Origin of the sequence: Sphaerotilus montanus, assembly GCF_013410775.1 — a bacterium.
GTDB classification, from domain to species: domain Bacteria; phylum Pseudomonadota; class Gammaproteobacteria; order Burkholderiales; family Burkholderiaceae_C; genus Sphaerotilus; species Sphaerotilus montanus.
The window spans coordinates 2,806,245-2,825,783 of record NZ_JACCFH010000001.1; the positions used below are offsets into that span (position 1 = coordinate 2,806,245).

Consider the following 19,539-nt stretch of genomic DNA (forward strand, 5'->3'; position numbering starts at 1 on the left):
TAGAGTCGCGACGCAATGGGCATGTCGTGAAATGTTGCAGTGCGAAGCTTAGCGGTTCTTGTCTGCCCCGCGCCATGTCCCGCTTTCAATGACAACGATAGACACCAACAAGCAGGAGTAGCCCCATGGCCATGCTCTCAAACCTTGATCTGATTCGACGGGTTCCTCTTTTCTCGATGCTGACCGTGGAGCAGGCGCAGACGATCGCCGACGGCGTGGTCAAGCGCCGCTACCGCCGCGGCGAAATCATCGTCGAGCAAGGCCGCAAGTCGGATGCCCTGTTCATCCTGCTGAGCGGCCGCGCCCGCGTCATCACCTCTGACACCCGGGGCCGCGAGGTGATCCTGGCCGTGCTGGAAGCCGGTGACTACCTGGGCGAGATGAGCCTGATCGACAACGAGCCGCACTCGGCCACCGTGCGCGCCGAAGTGCAGACGGACGTGCTGGTGCTGGGCCGCAGCGAGTTCGCGACCTGCCTGCCGGACAACTCCAGCCTGTCGTACGCGATCCTGCGCGGTCTGGTGGCGCGGCTGCGCAATGCCGACCGCCAGATCGAGTCGCTCGCGCTGCTGGACGTCTACGGCCGCGTGGCGCGCGCGCTGCTCGACATGGCCGAGGACGACGAGGGTCGCCGCGTCATCCGCAGCAAGGTCTCGCGCCAGGATCTGGCCAAGGTCGTCGGCGCTTCGCGCGAGATGGTCAGCCGGGTGATGAAGGATCTGGAAGAGCGTGGCCTGATCGAGACGCAGGAAAACGGCTGGGTCGTGCTGACCGAGCGTCTGGCCACCCAGTAATCCTGCCCTGTCGCAGACAAGGCACCCTCCAGGTGCCTCAGTGAACGCAAAGCCGCCCCGCTTCATGGCGGCTTTGCCGTTTCCGAGGATGGCGGACAATGCCGGCATGACTTATCCGCTCGGTTCGCTGCGCAGTTCAGCTTCCGCCCAGACGCCTGCTTCGCAGGCGCAGGCTTCCACTTCTCCCTCCGTCCCCCGCTGGCGCCTGCAGGTGGGCATTACGCTGGGCGGCACGCTGCTGCTGCTGTGGATCCTCGCCATGGTCAGTCACCACCCGGGGGATGCCGCATTTTCCACCTCCGGCGACGGGCAGCGCCTGCGCAACCACGCCGGCGTGATCGGGGCCTGGGCGTCCGATCTGTCGTTCGTGCTGTTCGGCCTGTCGGCGTGGTGGGGGCTGCTGTTCGGGGTGCGCGCCTGGCTGTCGATGGTGGCACGCCTGCTGCGGGCCGATCTGGCGCCAGTGGACCCGGTCGGTCCGGTGCACTGGCGCCCGCAATGGCTGACCTGGGTCGGGCTGCTGCTGCTGCTGATGTCGAGCACGGCTCTGGAGTGGACCCGCCTGTACCAGTTCGAGGGGGTCGTGGCGGGTGCGCATGCTGGCGGCGTGCTCGGCGCGGTACTGGGTCCGTCGAGCATGCACCTGCTCGGGTTCGTCGGCAGCGGGGTGCTGTGGATCGTCGTGCTGCTGCTGGCGCTGGCCTGGGCGTTCCGGTTCTCCTGGCTGGGACTGGCCGAACGCATCGGTGGCTGGTTCGATGGCTGGCGCGAACGTCGCCAGTCGAGCCGCAAGGAGGCCGAGGACAAGCGCATCGGTGCGCAGGCGCAGATGGCACGCGAGCGCGAATCGATGACCGAACCGGCGCCGCTGGCTCCGCTGGAACCCGTGGCGGCTGCGCCCGTCGCCAGCCGCAAGAAGAAGGAGAAGGACAGGCCGGCGGCCGCGGTCAGCGTCGAACCGGTGTTCGACTCGGAAACCATGCCCGCCGTGCTGCAGGTGGCGTCCTCCGGTGCGCGCGCGGCGAGCTACGAGCCCGATTTTGTGGACACCGTGCCCGAGAGCCTGCCGCCGCTGGTGGCGCCGCCCTGGGACGAAGGCTTGCCGATGCCTGCGGCAGCCCGCCCGATCCCTGCTCCGGCTCCGGCTCCGGCTCCGGCGCTGATGCCGGTGTCCGTCCCGGTCCCCGCACGTGCGGCTGCGGTGCCTGCACCCGTGCCTGTTTCTGCGCCGGTGCTGGCGCCGATCGAGGGCCCGGCCCATCTGCCACAGGTCAGCCTGCTGGATCTGGCCACACCCGCCACCGAAACCGCCACACCCGAGGCGCTGGAGGCCACCAGCCGCCAGATCGAGCGCAAGCTCGCGGACTTCGGTGTCGAGGTCAAGGTCATCGCGGCCATGCCCGGCCCGGTGATCACGCGCTTCGAGATCGAGCCGGCCACGGGCGTCAAGGGTTCGCAGATCGTCAACCTGGCCAAGGATCTGGCCCGCTCGCTCAGCCTCGTGTCGATCCGCGTGGTCGAGACCATCCCGGGCCGCAACTGCATGGCGCTGGAGCTGCCCAACGCCAAGCGGCAGATCATCCGGCTGTCCGAGGTGCTGGGCGCGCCGATCTACACCAACGCCGCATCCCTGCTGACGCTGGGCTTCGGCAAGGACATCGTCGGCAAGCCCTTCGTCGCCGATCTGGCCAAGATGCCGCACTGCCTGGTCGCGGGCACCACCGGCTCCGGCAAGTCGGTGGGCATCAACAGCATGATCCTGTCGCTGCTCTACAAGGCCGATGCGCGGGATGTGCGGCTGATCCTGATCGACCCGAAGATGCTCGAAATGAGCGTCTACGAAGGCATTCCGCACCTGCTCGCCCCGGTCGTCACCGACATGAAGCAGGCCTCGAACGCGCTCAACTGGTGCGTGGCCGAGATGGAGCGGCGCTACAAGCTGCTCAGCAAGATGGGCGTGCGCAACCTCGCCGGCTACAACAAGAAGATCGACGACGCGGCCGAGCGCGAGGAGCTGATCCCGAATCCTTTCAGCCTGACGCCGGAAGAGCCCGAGCCGCTCGACCGCCTGCCGCACATCGTGGTGGTGATCGACGAGCTGGCCGACCTGATGATGGTCGTCGGCAAGAAGATCGAGGAACTGATCGCCCGGCTGGCGCAGAAGGCGCGCGCGGCCGGCATCCACCTGATCCTGGCCACGCAGCGGCCGTCGGTCGACGTCATCACGGGTCTGATCAAGGCCAACATTCCCACACGGCTGAGCTTCCAGGTCTCCAGCAAGATCGACAGCCGCACCATCCTCGACCAGATGGGCGCCGAAGCCTTGCTGGGGCAGGGCGACATGCTCTATCTCTCGCCGGGCTCGGGCGTGCCGATCCGGGTCCACGGCGCGTTTGTCAGCGATGACGAGGTGCACCGTGTCGTCGAATACCTGAAGTCGCAGGGCGAGCCGAACTACATCGAGGGCATCCTCGAAGGCGGTGTGCTCGATGGCGACGGTGGCAACGACACCAACGCCGAAGGCGGCGGTGGCGACGCCGAAGCCGACCCGATGTACGACCAGGCCGTGGCCGTCGTGCTGCAGAACCGCAAGGCCTCGATCTCGCTGGTGCAGCGCCACCTGCGCATCGGCTACAACCGCGCGGCCCGGTTGCTGGAACAAATGGAGCAGTCCGGACTCGTATCCAGCATGTCCACCAACGGCAACCGCGACCTCCTCGTCCCGGCCCGACCCAGCGAATGATGCAAACCTTCCCGAAGTCCCCGATGACCGCCGTGTTGCGCACTGGCGCACTGGCGCTGGCGCTGGCGCTGCTGAGCCCCGTGCTGGCCCGCGCCGACGCGGTCGAGTCGCTGCGCAGCTTTGTGCAGACGGTGCAGTCCGGCCGCTCGCCGTTCACGCAGGTCGTCACCGCACCGGACGGCGTGAAGAAGAAGACCACCAGCGGCGAGTTCGAGTTCCAGCGGCCCAACCGCTTCCGCTTCGAGTACACCAAGCCCTACGAGCAGCAGATCGTCTCCGATGGCCAGAAGGTCTGGCTGTTCGACGTGGACCTGAACCAGGTGACCGTGCGCGCGTTTGACCAGGTGCTCGGCTCGACCCCGGCGGCGCTGCTGGCCGGTGGCAATCTGGAGCGCGACTTCACGCTGCAGGCCGACGCGGATGCGGGCGGGCTGCAGTGGGTGCAGGCCCAGCCCAAGGCCAAGGAAGGGCAGATCCGCCAGTTGCGCGTCGGCTTCCGCGGCAAGGAGCTGGCGGCGATCGAGCTGGTCGATGCGCTCGGCCAGCGCTCGCGGCTCGACTTCAGCCGCTTCGAGCCGAACGTGACGCTGGCCGCGACCCGCTTCAAGTTCACCGCGCCGGCAGGCGCCGACGTGCTGCAGCAGTGAGCGCTCCGATCGGCGACCTGTTCGGCGATCTGCCGGAATCCGATCCGGCAGCCGCGGCGGCACCGACATCGGCGCAGGCCGCCGACGCGCCGCTCGCCGAGCGCCTGCGCCCGCGCCACATCGACGAGGTCATCGGCCAGCGCGACCTGCTCGGGCCGGGCAAGCCAGTGCGGGTGGCGTTCGAATCCGGCCGGCCGCATTCGATGATCCTGTGGGGGCCGCCCGGCGTCGGCAAGACGACGCTGGCGCGCCTGATGGCCGATGCCTTCGACAGCCATTTCGTGCAGATCTCGGCCGTGCTCGGCGGCGTCAAGGACATCCGCGATGCCGTTGACCAGGCGAAGCTGGCGCAGTCGCGCGGGCGGCGCTGCATCGTCTTCGTGGACGAGGTGCACCGCTTCAACAAGGCGCAGCAGGACGCCTTCCTGCCGCACGTCGAGTCCGGCCTGTTCACCTTCATCGGGGCGACGACCGAAAACCCGTCCTTCGAGGTCAACTCCGCCTTGCTGTCGCGGGCGACGGTGCATGTGCTGCAGCCGCTGTCCGAGGACGATCTCGGCGCGCTGCTGGCCACCGCCCGCGCCGAACTCCACGCCACCGAGCCGACGCCCGAGGCCGCGCAGCGCCTGATCGCCTATGCGGACGGGGACGCGCGCCGCCTGCTCAACACCTACGAGAACGTGGTGCGCATGGTGGGACTGGACGCCGTGCTCGACGAAGCCGCGCTGGAGCGCAGCCTCGGCGCGCAGCTGCGCCGCTACGACAAGGGCGGCGACCAGTTCTTCGACACGATCTCCGCGCTGCACAAGTCCGTGCGCGGCAGCAGCCCGGATGCGGCGCTGTACTGGTTCGCGCGCATGGTCGATGGCGGGGTCGATCCGCGCTACATCGCCCGGCGGCTGATCCGCATGGCCAGCGAGGACATCGGCCTGGCCGATCCGCGGGCGCTGCGGCTGGCGCTCGATGCCAGCGAGACCTACGAGCGGCTCGGCTCGCCGGAAGGGGAGCTGGCGCTGGCGCAGGCGGTCGTCTATCTGGCGGTGGCGCCCAAGTCGAACGCGGTCTACACGGCGTGGAAGGCGGCGCGGGCCTTCGTGCAGCAGGATGGCTCGCGGCCCGTGCCGCTGCACCTGCGCAATGCGCCGACGAAGCTGATGAAGGACCTCGACCACGGTCGGAATTATCGATATGCCCACGACGAGGTGGACGGATATCCGTCCGGCGAGCAGTACTTCCCGGACGCCCACGACCCCGCACCGCGCTTCTATGCGCCGGTCGGCCGCGGGCTGGAGATCCGCATCGGCGAAAAGCTTGCCCAATTGCGGCAACTCGACGAAGAGGCGAAGAAAAGTCGCTGAATTGCGGGTCTTCTCCGGATATTCAGCGGTTTCCATAGCGCAAACGCGCATCTTTTCCAGCGCGACCCCCGCCTAGAATCCTCGTGCGGAATGCCGCGGCAGGAATTCACATCCTGTCCCGGGCCGGGTCCGCACGAAGCGGATCACCCCTGGCACGCGCCTTGCGGTATGGCTCGGCAGCTTGCAGCAGCAGCGGTCACAGGAGAGCTTGGAATGGACATCTTTGTACAGCAGATCATCAACGGACTGGTGCTCGGGAGCATGTATGCCCTCGTCGCGCTGGGCTACACGATGGTCTACGGCATCATCAGCCTGATCAACTTCGCCCACGGCGAGGTGCTCATGGTCGGCGCCATGGTCAGTTGGACCGTCGCGACCTTTCTGCTCGATACGGCCTCGCCCATGCCGGGCTGGCTGATCATGCTGATCTCGGCGGTGGCGGCGATCATCGTCTGCTCCCTGCTCAACTACGCGATCGAGAAGATCGCCTACCGCCCGCTGCGCAACGCACCGCGCCTGGCCCCGCTGATCACCGCGATGGGCATGAGCCTGCTGCTGCAGACGCTGGCGATGATCATCTGGAAACCGAACCCCAAGCCGTACCCGCAACTGCTGCCGGTCGAGATCTTCTTCCTGTGGGAAGACGGTCCGGTGATCACCATCACGCAGATCCTGATCCTGGTCATCACCGCGCTGTCGCTGGGCGGGCTGCTGTGGCTGGTCAACAAGACCAAGCTGGGCCGCGCGATGCGCGCCACGGCCGAGAACCCGCGGGTCGCCGGCCTGATGGGCGTGCGTCCTGACCACATCATCAGCGCCACCTTCGTCATCGGCGCAGCCCTGGCGGCCATCGCCGGGATCATGTGGGCGGCCAACTACGGCACGCTGCAGCACACGATGGGCTTCATGCCGGGCCTGAAGGCGTTCACCGCCGCGGTGTTCGGCGGTATCGGCAACCTGGCTGGGGCGATGGTCGGCGGCGTGCTGCTCGGCCTGATCGAGGCGATCGGCGCCGGCTACCTGGGTGACCTGACCGGCGGCCTCTTCGGCAGCCACTACGTCGAGATCTTCGCCTTCCTCGTCCTCATCCTGGTCCTCACCGTGCGTCCGTCCGGCCTGCTGGGCGAACGTGTGGCAGACCGCGCCTGACGCCCGAGGAGATTCCCCCATGCAAAACCTCCAATCCATGGACAAGACCAAGCAGTTGCTGGTGTTCGCGCTGGCGGCCGTCGCGCTGCTGGCCCTGCCGCTGTTCGCGGCGCAGTTCGGCCACGGCTGGGTGCGCATCATGGCGCTGGCCCTGCTGTACGTGATGCTCGCCCTCGGGCTGAACATCGTGGTGGGCTACGCCGGCCTGCTCGACCTCGGCTATGTCGCGTTCTACGCGGTCGGCGCCTATCTGTACGCCCTGGTCGCCTCGCCCCATCTCACCGACAACTTCGAGTCCCTGAAGGCGGCGTATCCCAACGGGCTGCACTTTCCGATCTGGGCGGTCGTGCCGATCGCGGCGGCGGTGGCCGCCGTCTGCGGCATGGTGCTGGGTGCGCCGACGCTGAAGCTGCGCGGCGACTACCTGGCCATCGTGACGCTCGGTTTCGGCGAGATCATCCGCGTGTTCATGAACAACCTCGAACATCCGGTCAACATCACCAATGGCCCGCGTGGCATCAGCCAGATCGACCCGATGAACGTCTTCGGGGTGGACTTCGGCAAGCCGCTGGACCTGTTCGGCTACTCGATTCCGCCGGTGGCGCTGTACTACTACCTGTTCCTCGCGCTGGTGATCCTGACCGTCATCATCAGCCACCGGCTGGAGGTGTCGCGCATCGGCCGCGCCTGGATGGCCATTCGCGAAGACGAGATCGCCGCCAAGGCGATGGGCCTGAACACCCGCAACCTCAAGCTGCTGGCCTTCGGCATGGGCGCCACCTTCGGCGGTGTCTCGGGCGCCATGTTCGCGGCCTTCCAGGGCTTCATCTCGCCCGAGTCGTTCACGCTGGCCGAGTCGGTGATGATCGTGGCGATGGTGGTGCTGGGCGGGATCGGGCACATCCCCGGCGTGATCCTGGGTGCGCTGCTGCTGTCGGCGCTGCCGGAAGTGCTGCGCTATGTCGCCGGTGACATCCAGGCGATGACGGGCGGGCGGCTGGACGCCTCCATCCTGCGCCAGCTGCTGATCGCGCTGGCGATGATCACGATCATGCTGGTGCGCCAGCGCGGCCTGTGGCCCGCGCCCGAGCACGGCAAGGCCGCTCCGGCTGCCAAGTGAAGCGAACAGGAGCACCATCCCCATGAGCAAGAACACTTCGGACATCGTCCTGGAAGTCAAGGGCGTCTCCAAGCGCTTCGGCGGCCTGCAGGCGCTCTCGGACGTCGGCATCACCATCCACAAGGGCCAGGTCTACGGCCTGATCGGTCCGAACGGCGCTGGCAAGACGACCTTCTTCAACGTCATCACCGGCCTCTACACGCCGGACGGTGGCACCTTCCAGCTCGGCGGCGCCCCGTACACGCCGACCGCGGTGCATGAAGTCGCGGCCGCCGGCATCGCCCGCACCTTCCAGAACATCCGGCTCTTCCCCGAGATGACAGCGCTGGAGAACGTCATGGTCGGCCGCCACGTGCGCACGCACTCCGGCCTGATCGGCGCCATCTTCCGCACGCCCGGCTTCAAGGCCGAGGAAAAGGCCATCGCCGACCGTGCGCAGGAGCTGCTGGACTACGTCGGCATCGGCAAGTTCGCCGAGTACAAGGCCCGCACGCTGTCCTACGGCGACCAGCGGCGCCTGGAGATTGCCCGTGCGCTGGCGACCGACCCCAAGCTGATCGCGCTGGACGAGCCGGCCGCCGGCATGAACGCCACCGAGAAGGTGGTGCTGCGCGAGCTGATCGACCAGATCCGCCGCGATGGCCGCACCATCCTCATCATCGAGCACGACGTGAAGCTCGTGATGGGCCTGTGCGACCGGCTGACCGTGCTCGACTACGGCAAGCAGATCGCCGAGGGCACGCCATCCGAGGTGCAGAAGAACGAGAAGGTGATCGAGGCCTATCTGGGCAGCGGTCACAAGGCCCACTGAACGCAGCAGGACATCGACATCCATGGCAAGCGCAACTGCAACTGCAACGGCAGCGAACAAGACCAGCGGCCAGGTCCTGCTGAGCATCGAGAACCTGAAGGTGGCCTATGGCGGCATCCAGGCGGTCAAGGGCGTGACCTTCGAGGTCCGGGAGGGCGAACTCGTCAGCCTGATCGGGGCCAACGGCGCAGGCAAGACCACGTCGCTGAAGGCCGTCACCGGCATCCAGCCGATGGCCGATGGCGACGTGAAGTACCTCGGCAAGAGCCTGAAAGGACAGGGCGCCTGGGATCTGGCCAAGCAAGGGCTGGTGATGATCCCGGAAGGCCGCGGGACCTTCACCCGGATGACGATCACCGAGAACTTGCAGATGGGGGCCTACACCCGCAACGACAAGGCCGAGATCGCGGCCGACATCGACAAGGTCTTCACCATCTTTCCGCGCCTGAAGGAACGCCGCGACCAGCTCGCCGGCACGATGTCCGGCGGCGAGCAGCAGATGCTGGCCATGGGCCGCGCGCTGATGGCCCGACCGAAGGTGCTGCTGCTGGACGAGCCGTCGATGGGCCTGTCGCCGATCATGGTCGACAAGATCTTCGAGGTGGTCGGCGACATCCACAAGCAGGGCGTGACCATGCTGCTCGTCGAGCAGAACGCCAGCCGCGCGCTGGCCGTGGCCGACCGCGGCTACGTGATGGAGTCCGGCCTGATCACGATGACCGGCAAGGGCCGGGACCTGCTGGCCGATCCGAAGGTGCGCGCGGCCTATCTGGGCGAGTAAGTCGGGGTTGCTGGCGGGGCGGGGCGGGGGAGGCATGGGATGATCCGATGCTGCTTCCCTCAATGAAATCGCTTCCTTCCATGGTTCGTCTCTCCCCCTCCCGTCGTGCCCGTCTGGCCTTGGTGGCCCTGCTGCTGGCTGCGCCACTGGCCCCCTCCCTGGCGCGCACCGACGAGCCTGCCGCCGCACCGTCGGCCGGCTACCAGGCGTTTTCACCGCGCGCCTCCTACCGCCTGTGCTTCAACCCGGACGGGGACTCGTGCGAGGCGCTGCTCATCGAGGCCATCCGCGCCACCCGCCGCTCGCTGCACGTGCAGGCTTACTACTTCACCAGCGCGCCCGTGGCCCAGGCCGTCAAGCAGGCCAGGGACCGCGGGGTCGATGTGCAGGTCATCCTGGACAAGAGCCAGGTGGACGACAAATACACCAGCGCGACCTTCCTGAAGAACGCCGGGGTGTCGGTGGTCATCGACGCCCGGCCTGCCATCGCGCACAACAAGGTGATGATCTTCGACGGCCGCGCCGTCTTCACCGGCTCGTACAACTTCACCAAGTCCGCCGAGAAGCGCAACACCGAAAACGGCCTGCTGATCCGCGACGACGCGGCACTGGTCAAGGCCTACCTGGACAACTGGAAGGCGCGTTTCGCGCTGTCCGAGCCGTACTGAACCGCCTCGCATCGTGCCGCCCGGCACCGGCTTTCGCAGGAACCCCCCATGCGCATCGTCCACAACCCTGACCACCACCGCCACGACGCCCGCCACGAGATGTACCGCGGCCGGCTCGTGCCCTGTCATGAGACGCCAGACCGGCTGGCGTTCGTGCTGGAGGCGCTCCGGCAGCGGCCGGTGGGGGTGCTGAGCGGTCCGGAGCCGGTGTCGGATGCCGAACTGCGCGCAGTCCACGCGCCGCGGTATCTCGATTTTCTGGCTGGCGCCTGGGAGGCCTGGGTGGCCCTGGACCCGGCCAATGCCGCGCTCGACATCCTGCCGTCGGTGTGGCCGGTGCGCGGGTTCCGGCATGACGTGGAACCGCTCAACTTCGCGGCCCGGCTCGGGCTCTACTCCTTCGACGCGGGCAGTCCGATGGTGGCGGGTACCTGGGCGGCGGCGCGGGCGGGTGCTGCCTGTGCGGTGACGGCGGCGCGTGCCGTGCTGTCCGGCGAAGGCAGCGCGCTGGCGCTCACCCGTCCCCCGGGCCACCACGCCGGGCCGGACTTCTTCGGCGGTTACTGCTTCCTCAACAACGCCGCGCTCGCCGCCCAGACGCTGCGCGACGGCGGCGCAGCCCGGGTGGCGGTGCTCGATGTCGACTACCACCACGGCAACGGCACGCAGACGATCTTCTACGCCCGCGACGACGTGCTGACCGTGTCGCTGCACGGCGATCCAATGACCGAGTACCCGTTTTTCCTCGGCCATGCGGACGAACGCGGGGAGGGCGCCGGACTCGGCTGGAACCTCAACCTGCCGCTGCCCCGCGGCACCTCGGCCGCCACCTGGTTCGACACGCTCGACCATGCCGCGCAGGCGGTCGAGCGGTGCCAGCCGGATGCGCTGGTCGTGGCGCTGGGGGTGGACACCTTCGAGGGCGATCCCATCTCCGGCTTCCACCTGCGCAGTGCCGACTATCTGCGGCTCGGCGAGCGCCTGGCGCGCCTCGGGCTGCCGACGGTGTTCACGATGGAGGGGGGCTATGCCGTCGCCGAGGTCGGCGTCCATGTCGTGAACGTGTTGGAAGGCTTCGAGGCACGGGCACGGTAGGCTCGCGGCCTTGAGCACCCCCGCATGACCTTGACCCGAGAGCCGTCCGCCATGTCCTCACCGCTTTCCTTTCCCCCGGCTGCACTGGTGGCGCTGGTCCTGTCCGTGTCGTTGCCACTGTCTGGCTGTGGTGGCAGCGCCGGTGCCGGCACAGCCAGCGAGACGGGGTCCGACTCCGAGTTCGCCACTGCCGCCAGCGCCCTGTACGCCGCACGGCCGGACACCACCATCTGCCGCGCCGGCACGCTCGCAGCCGCGGAAAAATCCGGCGCCCTGGCCACTGTCAACGCCATCCGCGCCGCCCATGGCTTGTCCGCGGTGACCTACGACGCCGCGGGTGACGAGGAGGTGATGCAGATCTCGCTGATGTCGGTCGTCAATGGCCAGCTCAGCCATGCCCCGCCGAGCACCTGGGGTTGCTACAGCGCCACAGGCCTGACGGGCGCCCAGCGCAGCAACCTCTACCTCGGTGGCCCGAGCGCCTACCTGACGCTGGCGTCCTCGGCGTCGATCCTGGCGGGCTGGCTGACCGATGTCGGCAGCGAGGCGACGCTCGGCCACCGCCGCTGGCTGCTCGACCCTTTCCTGAAGCAGATCGCCTTCGGTCGGGTCGATGTGCAGGCTGCCAGCGGCGTGCGGACCACGGGGGCCGCCATCAAGGTGATCTACACCACCGATGGCGCCGGCCCGGTCACGCCCGACTACGTGGCCTACCCGGTCGGCGACTACAAGAAAGCGTACTTCCAGGGCAACCCGATCCAGTCCTTCACCGCCCTGGCCGACAAGACCAGCCGCAGCGCCAACGGCCTCGCCAAGGTCGACTACGGCGTGGCCACGGTCGCTGTGGTGCCCCGCGGCGGCAAGGCGCTGGCGGTCACGGAGGTGTCACCCGACTATGCGGGTTACGGGGTGCCCAATGTGCTGCGCTTCCGGGCGGCGGGCATCACGGCGGGCGTGGTGCACGACGTGACGATCGCCAATGTCCGGGTGAACGGTGTGCTGCGCAGTTACAGCTACACCTTCCGGCTGGTGGATTGAGGCGCGCTCAGCCCGTGTTGCGCAGCCCGGCCGCCACCCCGTTGATCGAGATGTGGATCCCGCGCTGCAGCCGCTCCAGCGTCGCATCCCCCGCTGTCTTCGCATCCGCCGGCCGCTGCCGGTAGCGGCGCATCAGCTCGACCTGCAGGTGGTTCAGCGGGTCGAGATACGGGAAGCGGTGCTCGATCGAGCGCGCCAGCGTCGGGTTGTTCGCCAGGCGCTGGGTGTCGCCGGTGATCTGGTTCAGCGCGTCATTGGTGCGCTGCCACTCGGCCTCGATCGCGGCGAAGATCTTCTTGCCGAGCTTCTTGTCCTCGACCAGATCCAGATAGCGCGCCGCGATGCGCAGGTCGGTCTTGGCCAGCACCATGTCCAGGTTCGACAGCAGCGTGCGGAAGAACGGCCAGTCCGTGCACATCTTCTGCAGCAGCGCCAACCGCTCGGCGCGCAGCTTGTCGGTCTTGCCGTTGGCGAGGTAAGCCTCCACCGCCGAGCCGAAGCCGCACCAGCCTGGCAATGCCACCCGGCACTGGCCCCACGAGAAGCCCCACGGAATCGCGCGCAGATCCTCGATCGCCCGCGTCGCCTTGCGCGAAGCGGGGCGTGAACCGATGTTCAGCTCGGCGATCTCGCGGATCGGGGTGGCGCTGAAGAAATAGTCGGTGAAGCCCGGGGTTTCATAGACCAGCTTGCGGTACGCCGCCATGCTCGCCGCCGAGATCTCGGCCGCCGCATCGAGGAAGCTGCGTGGCGCGCTCTTCGTCGGGTGCAGCAGCGTCGCCTCCAGCGTGGCGGCGACCAGCGTTTCCAGATTGCGCAGGCCGATTTCCGGGTGCGCGTACTTGGAAGCGATGACCTCGCCCTGCTCGGTCAGGCGGATCTGGCCGTTCACGGTGCCCGGGGGCTGCGCGAGGATGGCCTGGTAGCTCGGACCGCCGCCGCGTCCCACCGTGCCGCCACGGCCGTGGAACAGGCGCAGCGTGATGCCGTGGCTGCTGCCCAGCGCGTCGAACAGTTCGACCAGCGCGAGTTCCGCCGCGTACAGCTCCCAGTTGCTGGTGAAGAAGCCGCCGTCCTTGTTGCTGTCGGAGTAGCCGAGCATGATGTCCTGCTCCGCGCCCGAGCGCTGCACCAGATCGGCCACTCCGGGCAGCGCATAGAACTGCTGCATGATCGGCGCGGCGTTGCGCAGGTCGCCGATGGTCTCGAACAGCGGCACGACGATCAGGTCGTTGCGCGCAGCGCCGCTGTCCAGCGTGCCGCGCAGCAGGCCGACTTCCTTCTGCAGCACCAGCACTTCGAGCAGGTCGCTGACGTCCTCGGTGTGGCTGATGATGTAGTGGCGCAGCGCGTGGCGGCCGTAGCGGGCGAGCATCAGGCGCGCCGTCTCGAAGATCGCCAGCTCGCTGCGGGCGTGGTCGGAGTACTCGGCGCCGATCACGCGCAGCGAACGCGCGTCGTTCAGCACGCGCATCAGCAGCTCGCGCCGGCTGGCTTCGTCCAGCGCGCTGTAGTCGGCCTCGATGCGCGCGGTGCGCAGCAGCTCGGCGACCACTTCCTCGTGCTTGTCCGAACTCTGGCGCAGGTCGACGGTGGCCAGGTGGAAGCCGAACACCTCGACCGCGCGCATCAGCGGGGCCAGCCGCGGGGCGATCAGGGCCTGGGCGTGGTGGTGCTTCAGCGAGGCCTCGATCACCTTCAGGTCGGCCAGGAACTCCTCGGCGGACGCATACGGGTTCTGCGGCGCGACCGCGTGGCGCAGCGCCTCGGTGCCGGTCAGCTCGTGCAGCGTCGCGGCCAGCCGGGCGTAGACGCCGATCAGCGCGCGGCGGTAGGGCTCGTCCTCGCGGTGGGCGTTCTGGTCGGGCGAGCGGGCGGCCAGCGCGGCCATCTCGGGCGTGATCGGCGCCAGCAGCAGCGACATCGACAGCTCGGCGCCCAGTTCGTGCGCCTCGGTCAGGTAGTGGCGCAGCACGGTCTCGCTCTGCCGCGACAGCGCGAGCTGGAGCGTCTCGGCGGTGACGAAGGGATTGCCGTCGCGGTCGCCGCCGATCCAGTTGCCCATGCGGAAGAAGTTGGCGATGTCGCGGCCGGGCAGGGCGTTCTCGACCTCGCGGTACATCTTCGGGATCTGGCGCAGGAAGGTGCTGCGGTAGTAGGACAGCGCGTTCTCGATCTCGTCCGAGACGGTGAGTTTGGTGTAGCGCAGCATGCGCGTCTGCCAGAGCTGCGTCACGCGGGCGGTCAGCATCGTCTCGTTGTCGCTGCGCTCGCGGGCGGTGTGCAGGCCGTCGCGTTCGCCGATCAGCTCGGCCACGGCGCGCTCGGCGTCGAGGATGGACTTGCGCTGCACCTCGGTCGGGTGCGCGGTCAGCACGGGCGAGATGTGCGCGTGGTCGAGCGTGCGGGCGATGTCGTCGGCGCGGATGTCGGCGTCGGCGAGCCGCTCGAAGGTCATCGCCAGCGAGCCTTCCTGCAGATGCCCCTGGCGCTCGTGCACGTCACGTCGGCGCACGTGGTGGCGGTCCTCGGCGATGTTGGCCAGGTGCGAGAAGTAGCTGAAGGCGCGGATGACGCTGACGGTCTGGTCCACCGAGAGGTTCTTCAGCAGCCGGTCGAGCGCCTTGCCGGCGGTCGCGTCCTGCTTCAGGCGGTAGGCGACCGAGAGCTGGCGGATCTTCTCGACCAGCTCGTAGGCGACCTTGCCTTCCTGTTCGCGGATCACGTCGCCGAGGATGCGCCCGAGCAGGCGGATGTCCTCGACGAGCGGGCGGTTCTTCTCGGCTGCGTCGGCCGGCGAGCCGGTCTCGACTACGGAGTCTGGAGCGGCAACGGGGCCGGACGAGCGGGAACGGGCGGCGCGGGGCATTGAAACCTCGATGTCAGAAGATTGGTAATCTGGTTACGCGATAAATTTTAACATCGCGTATTTTGGACGTATGACGAAATAAGCAATTTCGAGGCCGACGGCCGCGTGATGGCGGGTAGCGCTGTGGCGTGCCGGTGATGCGGGAGAATGTCGGGATGAACACACCGCCGCTCTCCTGCACCATCGCCACCCGAGAAAGCCGCCTGGCCCTGTGGCAAGCCGAACACGTCCAGGCGCTGCTGCGCGAACGTTTCGGCTGGACCGTCGACCTGCTGGGCATGACGACCCGTGGCGACCAGATCCTCGACCGCGCGCTGTCCAAGGTGGGCGGCAAGGGCCTGTTCGTCAAGGAACTCGAAGTCGCGCTCGAAGAGGGCCGTGCGCACCTGGCCGTGCATTCGCTCAAGGACGTGCCGATGGAGCTGCCCGCCGGTTTCACGCTGTGCACTGTTCTGGAGCGCGAAGACCCGCGCGATGCCTGGGTGTCGAACCACTTCGAGTCGGTGCAGGCGCTGCCGTTGGGCGCGAAGGTGGGCACGTCGAGCCTGCGCCGCGTGGTGCAGCTCAAGGCGGTGCGGCCGGATCTGGACGTGCAGCCGCTGCGGGGCAACCTCGACACGCGGCTGCGCAAGCTGGATGAGGGCCAGTACGACGGCATCGTGCTGGCGGCGGCGGGGCTGAAGCGGCTGGGGCTGGCGTCGCGCATCCGGGCGGTGATCGACCCGCAGGTGATGCTGCCGGCGGCGGGGCAGGGGGCGCTCGGCATCGAGGTGCGCAGCGACAACGTCGCGCTGCGCGAGGCGCTGGCGACGCTGATCGACACGCCGACGTGGCTGGCGGTGCACGCCGAGCGGGCCGTGTCGCGCGCGCTGGGTGGCAGCTGCAGCATGCCGTTGGCCGCGCACGTGACTTGGCGCGGCGCGACGATGGTGCTGGAAGCCCGTCTCGGCCACCCCACCGACGCCGCGCAGCCGCTGCTGATGGCGCAGGTCGACGGCGCGGTGACCGATGTGGCCGGTGCCGAGGCGCTGGGCCTGTCGGTTGCGCAACTGCTGCGCGATGGCGGCGGGATGGCCTATCTGGCCGCGGCCGAAGCGCTGGCGGCGGCCTGACCCCATGACCGTCACGGTGGTCGTGACCCGGCCGCAGCCGCAGGCGGACGACTGGGTCGCGCGCCTGCAGGCACTGGGTCAGGCGGCCTGCGCCTTGCCGCTGATGCGCATCGAGCGGGCGGCGGCCTTCGACGCGGACGTGGCGCGCTGCTGGGCGGAACTGGCCCGGCACCGGCTGGTGATGTTCGTCAGCCCGAATGCGGTGCTGGCCTTCTTCGCGGCGCGGCCGGGCGGTCTGCGTTGGCCGGACGCGACACTGGCAGGCGCCACCGGACCGGGCACCGTGGCTGCGCTCCGAGCACAGGGCGTGGATGCGGCCTGCATCGTGTCGCCCCCGCTGGACGCGGCCACCTTCGATGCCGAGTCGCTCTGGAACCATGCGCTGGCGCAGCGCGACTGGACCGGGCAATCGGTGCTGGTGGTGCGCGGCGAGGATGGGCGGGACTGGCTGGCCGACACGCTGGCCCGCGCCGGCGCGTCGGTGGCCCGTCTGGCGGCCTATCGGCGTGGGCCGCCCGCGTGGCCGGGGGCGCTGGCCGACACGCTCGCCCGGGTGGCGGCACAACCGGCGCAGCACGTCTGGCTCTTCAGCAGCTCGCAGTGCATCACCCACCTGCTGGCACCGGAGGCGCCCGCAGCCGATCCGGCGCTGCGGGCGGCCGTGCTGGCGGTGCCGGTGCTGGCCACGCATCCGCGCATCGCCGAGACGGCGCGGCGATGCGGTTTCTGCGGCGTGTGGCCAGTGGTGCCCGACCCGGCGGCGGTGGTGCAGGCCGCGGCGGGCTGGCGCTGAATGTGTCCGCAGTTGTGATGCGTTGCACGGCCGTCATGCCCCGTCGATACAATCCGCACAGCGGGATGCACACTTCGGACCCGTACCGCCTGTGAACGATCAAACACTTCCTCCCACCGGCCCTCCCGCCAGCGCCGACGCTTCCGCTCCTCCCCCGGAGGTTCCGGTCGTGGCGCCCCCCCTGGTGGCTCCGCCTGCCGCAGCCGTGCCGATGATCGTGCATGCCGCGCCAGCGGCGCCCGTGTTGCCGTCGTGGGTCATCCCTGTCGGACTGGTGATGGCCCTCGTGGCGGGAGGCAGCCTCTGGATGGGCTGGGAAACGCAGCAGCGGGTGCATGCGCTGGAGATGGAACTCGTCAAGCGCCAGCAGGGCAGCAGCGAGCAGGCCTCCGAGGCGCGCGTGCTGGCCAAGCAGGCCGAGGAAATCGCCCGCGATGCCGCCGCCAAGGTGGCGCTGATGGATGCGCGCGTGTCCGAGGTGGCCCTGCAGCGCGACCAGCTCGACGACCTGATCCTGTCCATGTCCCGCTCGCGCGACGAGAACGCGGTGTCCGACATCGACGCCTCGATCCGCGTCGCGATGCAGCAAAGCTCCATCACCGGCAGCGCCGAACCGCTGATGGCCGCGCTGCGCAGCGCCGACGAGCGCCTGGCCCGCATCAGCCAGCCTCGGCTGGAGCCGCTGCGCCGTGCCATCGCCCGCGATCTGGACCGGGTGCGCGCGGTGGCGGTGCCCGACATCGGCTCGCTGCTGATCAAGCTCGACGAGGTGGTCCGCCTGACGGACGAGCTGCCGCTGGTCTCGCAGTCGGCGACCACGGCCCGTGCGGTGGTGTCCGCCCAGCGCGCGCAGGCCCAGCAGGCCGCGGCGTCCGCGCCGACCCGCGCCGAGTTGCCCGTCTGGCGGCAATGGCTCATGGACTGGGAGCGGCCGGTGCAGCTGGTCTGGGACGAAGTCAGCAGCCTGCTGCGCGTGACCCGCATCGACCGGCCCGAAGCCATGCTGCTGGCGCCCGAGCAGGGCGTGTTCCTGCGCGAGAACCTGAAGCTGCGGCTGCTGAACGCGCGCCTGTCGCTGTTGTCGCGGCAACCCGAATCGGCGACGGTGGACCTGCAGAGTGCGCAGCGCTCGCTGCAGACCTATTTCGACGGGACCGCGCGCCGCACCCAGATCGCCACGGATCTGCTGCGTGCGGTCACCTCGCAGAGCCGCCTGGTGGGGATTCCCCGGCCTGACGAATCCCTCGCTGCCACCGCTGCCGCCGTGGCGGGTCGCTGAAGGGGGCCGGGCATGCGTCAAGTGGTCTGGTTGCTGCTGCTCTTTGCCGTCGCCGTGCTGGCGGCGAGCACGCTCGGGGCGAACGATGGTCTCGTGTCCATCTACTGGACACCGTGGCGGGTGGACGTGTCGATCAACGTCTTCGTGCTGGTGATGCTGGTGCTTGGCGGCGCAGGCTATGTCGTGATCGGTGCGGTGTCGACACTGGTCGGTCTGCCCGAGCGGGCCAAGGCCTGGCGCACCCGCCAGCGCGAGCACGCGGCACAGAAGGCGCTGCGCGAGTCGTTCTCGCTGCTGTTCGCCGGCCGCTACGGCCGCGCGCACAAGGCGGCGCAGCAGGCGCTGGAGATCCAGGCGCAGTCGCCGGACCTGCGCATCGAGCCGGACTTTGCGGTGCTGGCGCATCTGGTGGCGGCCAGCAGCCTGCACCGCCTGCAGGACCAGACGCGCCGCAACGAGCAGCTGTCCCGGGCGCAGGCGCTCATCGCGAATCTGCCGGGTGGATCGGCCGTGGGCGAGGGCGCGCGGCTGCTGGCGGCTGAATGGGCGGTCGACGACCGCGATGCCGACCGTGCGCTGGACCAGCTGGCGCTGCTGCCCGCTGGTGTGGCCCGGCGCACGCACGCGCTGCGGCTCAAGCTGCAGGCTTCGCGGCTGGCCCGTCAGCCGCTGGAAGCCCTCAAGACGGCGCGCCTGCTGGCCAAGCACCAGGGCTTCACGCCAGTGGCGGCGCAGGGGCTGTTGCGCTCGCTGGCCGTCGAGGCCCTGGACACCGCGCGTGACGCCGACCAGCTGCGCCGCACCTGGCTGCAGCTCGACAGCGCCGATCGCCGCGATCCCTATGTGACCGCGCGGGCCGCGCGCCGTGCCGGTGCCCTGGAGGCACTCTCCGACGCCCGCGGCTGGCTGCGTCCGCACTGGGAGAACCTGTCGCAACTCGGCGAACGCGAGCGCTCCGATGTGCTCGATGCCTTCGCCGAGGTGCTGCCGGGTCTGCCGCCGGACTGGCTACCGCTGCTCGAATCGAGCGTCGAGTCGCTGCCGCAGGATCCGCAACTGGCCTTTGTGGTCGGGCGCGCGATGGCCGAGCGCCAGCTCTGGGGGCGCGCGCACCGCCTGCTCGAATCGGCCGCCCAGTCGCCCCACGCCGATGGCGTGCTGCGCATGAAGGCCTGGCGCGCGCTGGCCGAGATCGCCGAAGTGGAGGGCGACGAGGAGCTGGCGCACCGCTGTTACCGCGAGGCGGCAAAAAATTCGTGAAGACGCTTGCCATGTGCAAGAG

Annotated in this window: 16 protein-coding genes; 15 read left to right on the forward strand and 1 reads right to left on the reverse strand. The window is 68.9% G+C overall.

Annotated elements, in window-relative coordinates:
- The first annotated feature begins 125 nt into the window (after positions 1-125).
- The 11 genes from BDD16_RS12800 (at position 126) to BDD16_RS12850 (ending at position 12,204) form a co-directional block, all read left to right on the forward strand.
- A complete protein-coding gene (locus tag BDD16_RS12800) occupies positions 126-794 on the forward strand; it encodes a Crp/Fnr family transcriptional regulator (RefSeq protein ID WP_179634307.1) in 669 nt (222 codons plus the stop codon).
- Positions 795-900: 106 nt separating this feature from the next.
- On the forward strand, positions 901-3,537 hold the full coding sequence (locus BDD16_RS12805; protein WP_179634308.1) for a DNA translocase FtsK 4TM domain-containing protein: 2,637 nt from the start codon (positions 901-903) through the stop codon (positions 3,535-3,537).
- Positions 3,538-3,560: 23 nt separating this feature from the next.
- Positions 3,561-4,184: an outer membrane lipoprotein periplasmic chaperone LolA gene (gene lolA / locus BDD16_RS12810; protein ID WP_179634309.1), complete on the forward strand. Its 624-nt coding sequence runs from the start codon at positions 3,561-3,563 to the stop codon at positions 4,182-4,184.
- The gene (locus BDD16_RS12815; RefSeq protein ID WP_375139073.1) at positions 4,181-5,542 is read left to right on the forward strand and encodes a replication-associated recombination protein A; all 1,362 of its coding nucleotides are present in this window, start codon (positions 4,181-4,183) and stop codon (positions 5,540-5,542) included. The genes lolA and BDD16_RS12815 overlap by 4 nt, the downstream gene beginning before the upstream one ends.
- 213 nt (positions 5,543-5,755) lie before the next feature.
- Positions 5,756-6,691, forward strand: coding sequence for a branched-chain amino acid ABC transporter permease (locus BDD16_RS12820; RefSeq protein ID WP_179634310.1), 936 nt, complete (start codon positions 5,756-5,758; stop codon positions 6,689-6,691).
- A 19-nt stretch (positions 6,692-6,710) separates the two neighbouring features.
- Entirely contained in the window at positions 6,711-7,811 is a 1,101-nt protein-coding gene (locus BDD16_RS12825; protein WP_375139074.1) for an ABC transporter permease subunit, read from the forward strand.
- Positions 7,812-7,833: 22 nt separating this feature from the next.
- On the forward strand, positions 7,834-8,622 hold the full coding sequence (locus BDD16_RS12830) for an ABC transporter ATP-binding protein (protein ID WP_179634311.1): 789 nt from the start codon (positions 7,834-7,836) through the stop codon (positions 8,620-8,622).
- Positions 8,623-8,644: 22 nt separating this feature from the next.
- Positions 8,645-9,403, forward strand: a complete 759-nt coding sequence (locus BDD16_RS12835; RefSeq protein ID WP_179634312.1) for an ABC transporter ATP-binding protein — start codon at positions 8,645-8,647, stop codon at positions 9,401-9,403.
- Positions 9,404-9,483: 80 nt separating this feature from the next.
- A complete protein-coding gene (locus BDD16_RS12840) occupies positions 9,484-10,071 on the forward strand; it encodes a phospholipase D family nuclease (RefSeq protein WP_246332537.1) in 588 nt (195 codons plus the stop codon).
- Between the two features lie 48 nt (positions 10,072-10,119).
- The gene (locus BDD16_RS12845; protein WP_179634314.1) at positions 10,120-11,166 is read left to right on the forward strand and encodes a histone deacetylase family protein; all 1,047 of its coding nucleotides are present in this window, start codon (positions 10,120-10,122) and stop codon (positions 11,164-11,166) included.
- A gap of 51 nt (positions 11,167-11,217) precedes the next feature.
- Positions 11,218-12,204 carry a CAP domain-containing protein gene (locus BDD16_RS12850; protein ID WP_179634315.1) on the forward strand — a complete coding sequence of 329 codons (987 nt, stop codon included), beginning with the start codon at positions 11,218-11,220 and terminating at the stop codon, positions 12,202-12,204.
- Positions 12,205-12,211: 7 nt separating this feature from the next.
- On the opposite strand, the gene ppc is transcribed toward BDD16_RS12850, so the two are convergent.
- Positions 12,212-15,073, reverse strand: coding sequence for a phosphoenolpyruvate carboxylase (gene ppc / locus BDD16_RS12855; protein ID WP_179634316.1), 2,862 nt, complete (start codon positions 15,071-15,073; stop codon positions 12,212-12,214).
- 155 nt (positions 15,074-15,228) lie between these two features.
- Between ppc and hemC the strand changes: the two genes are divergently transcribed.
- The 4 genes from hemC (at position 15,229) to BDD16_RS12875 (ending at position 19,517) form a co-directional block, all read left to right on the forward strand.
- Positions 15,229-16,185, forward strand: a complete 957-nt coding sequence (gene hemC, locus BDD16_RS12860) for a hydroxymethylbilane synthase (protein WP_246332538.1) — start codon at positions 15,229-15,231, stop codon at positions 16,183-16,185.
- Between the two features lie 4 nt (positions 16,186-16,189).
- Complete coding sequence (locus BDD16_RS12865) at positions 16,190-16,978, forward strand: uroporphyrinogen-III synthase (protein WP_179634318.1); 789 nt, start codon at positions 16,190-16,192, stop codon at positions 16,976-16,978.
- Positions 16,979-17,147: 169 nt separating this feature from the next.
- Positions 17,148-18,257, forward strand: coding sequence for a uroporphyrinogen-III C-methyltransferase (locus BDD16_RS12870; protein WP_310732842.1), 1,110 nt, complete (start codon positions 17,148-17,150; stop codon positions 18,255-18,257).
- Between the two features lie 12 nt (positions 18,258-18,269).
- Positions 18,270-19,517, forward strand: a complete 1,248-nt coding sequence (locus BDD16_RS12875) for a heme biosynthesis HemY N-terminal domain-containing protein (protein WP_179634319.1) — start codon at positions 18,270-18,272, stop codon at positions 19,515-19,517.
- The last annotated feature ends 22 nt before the right edge of the window (positions 19,518-19,539 follow it).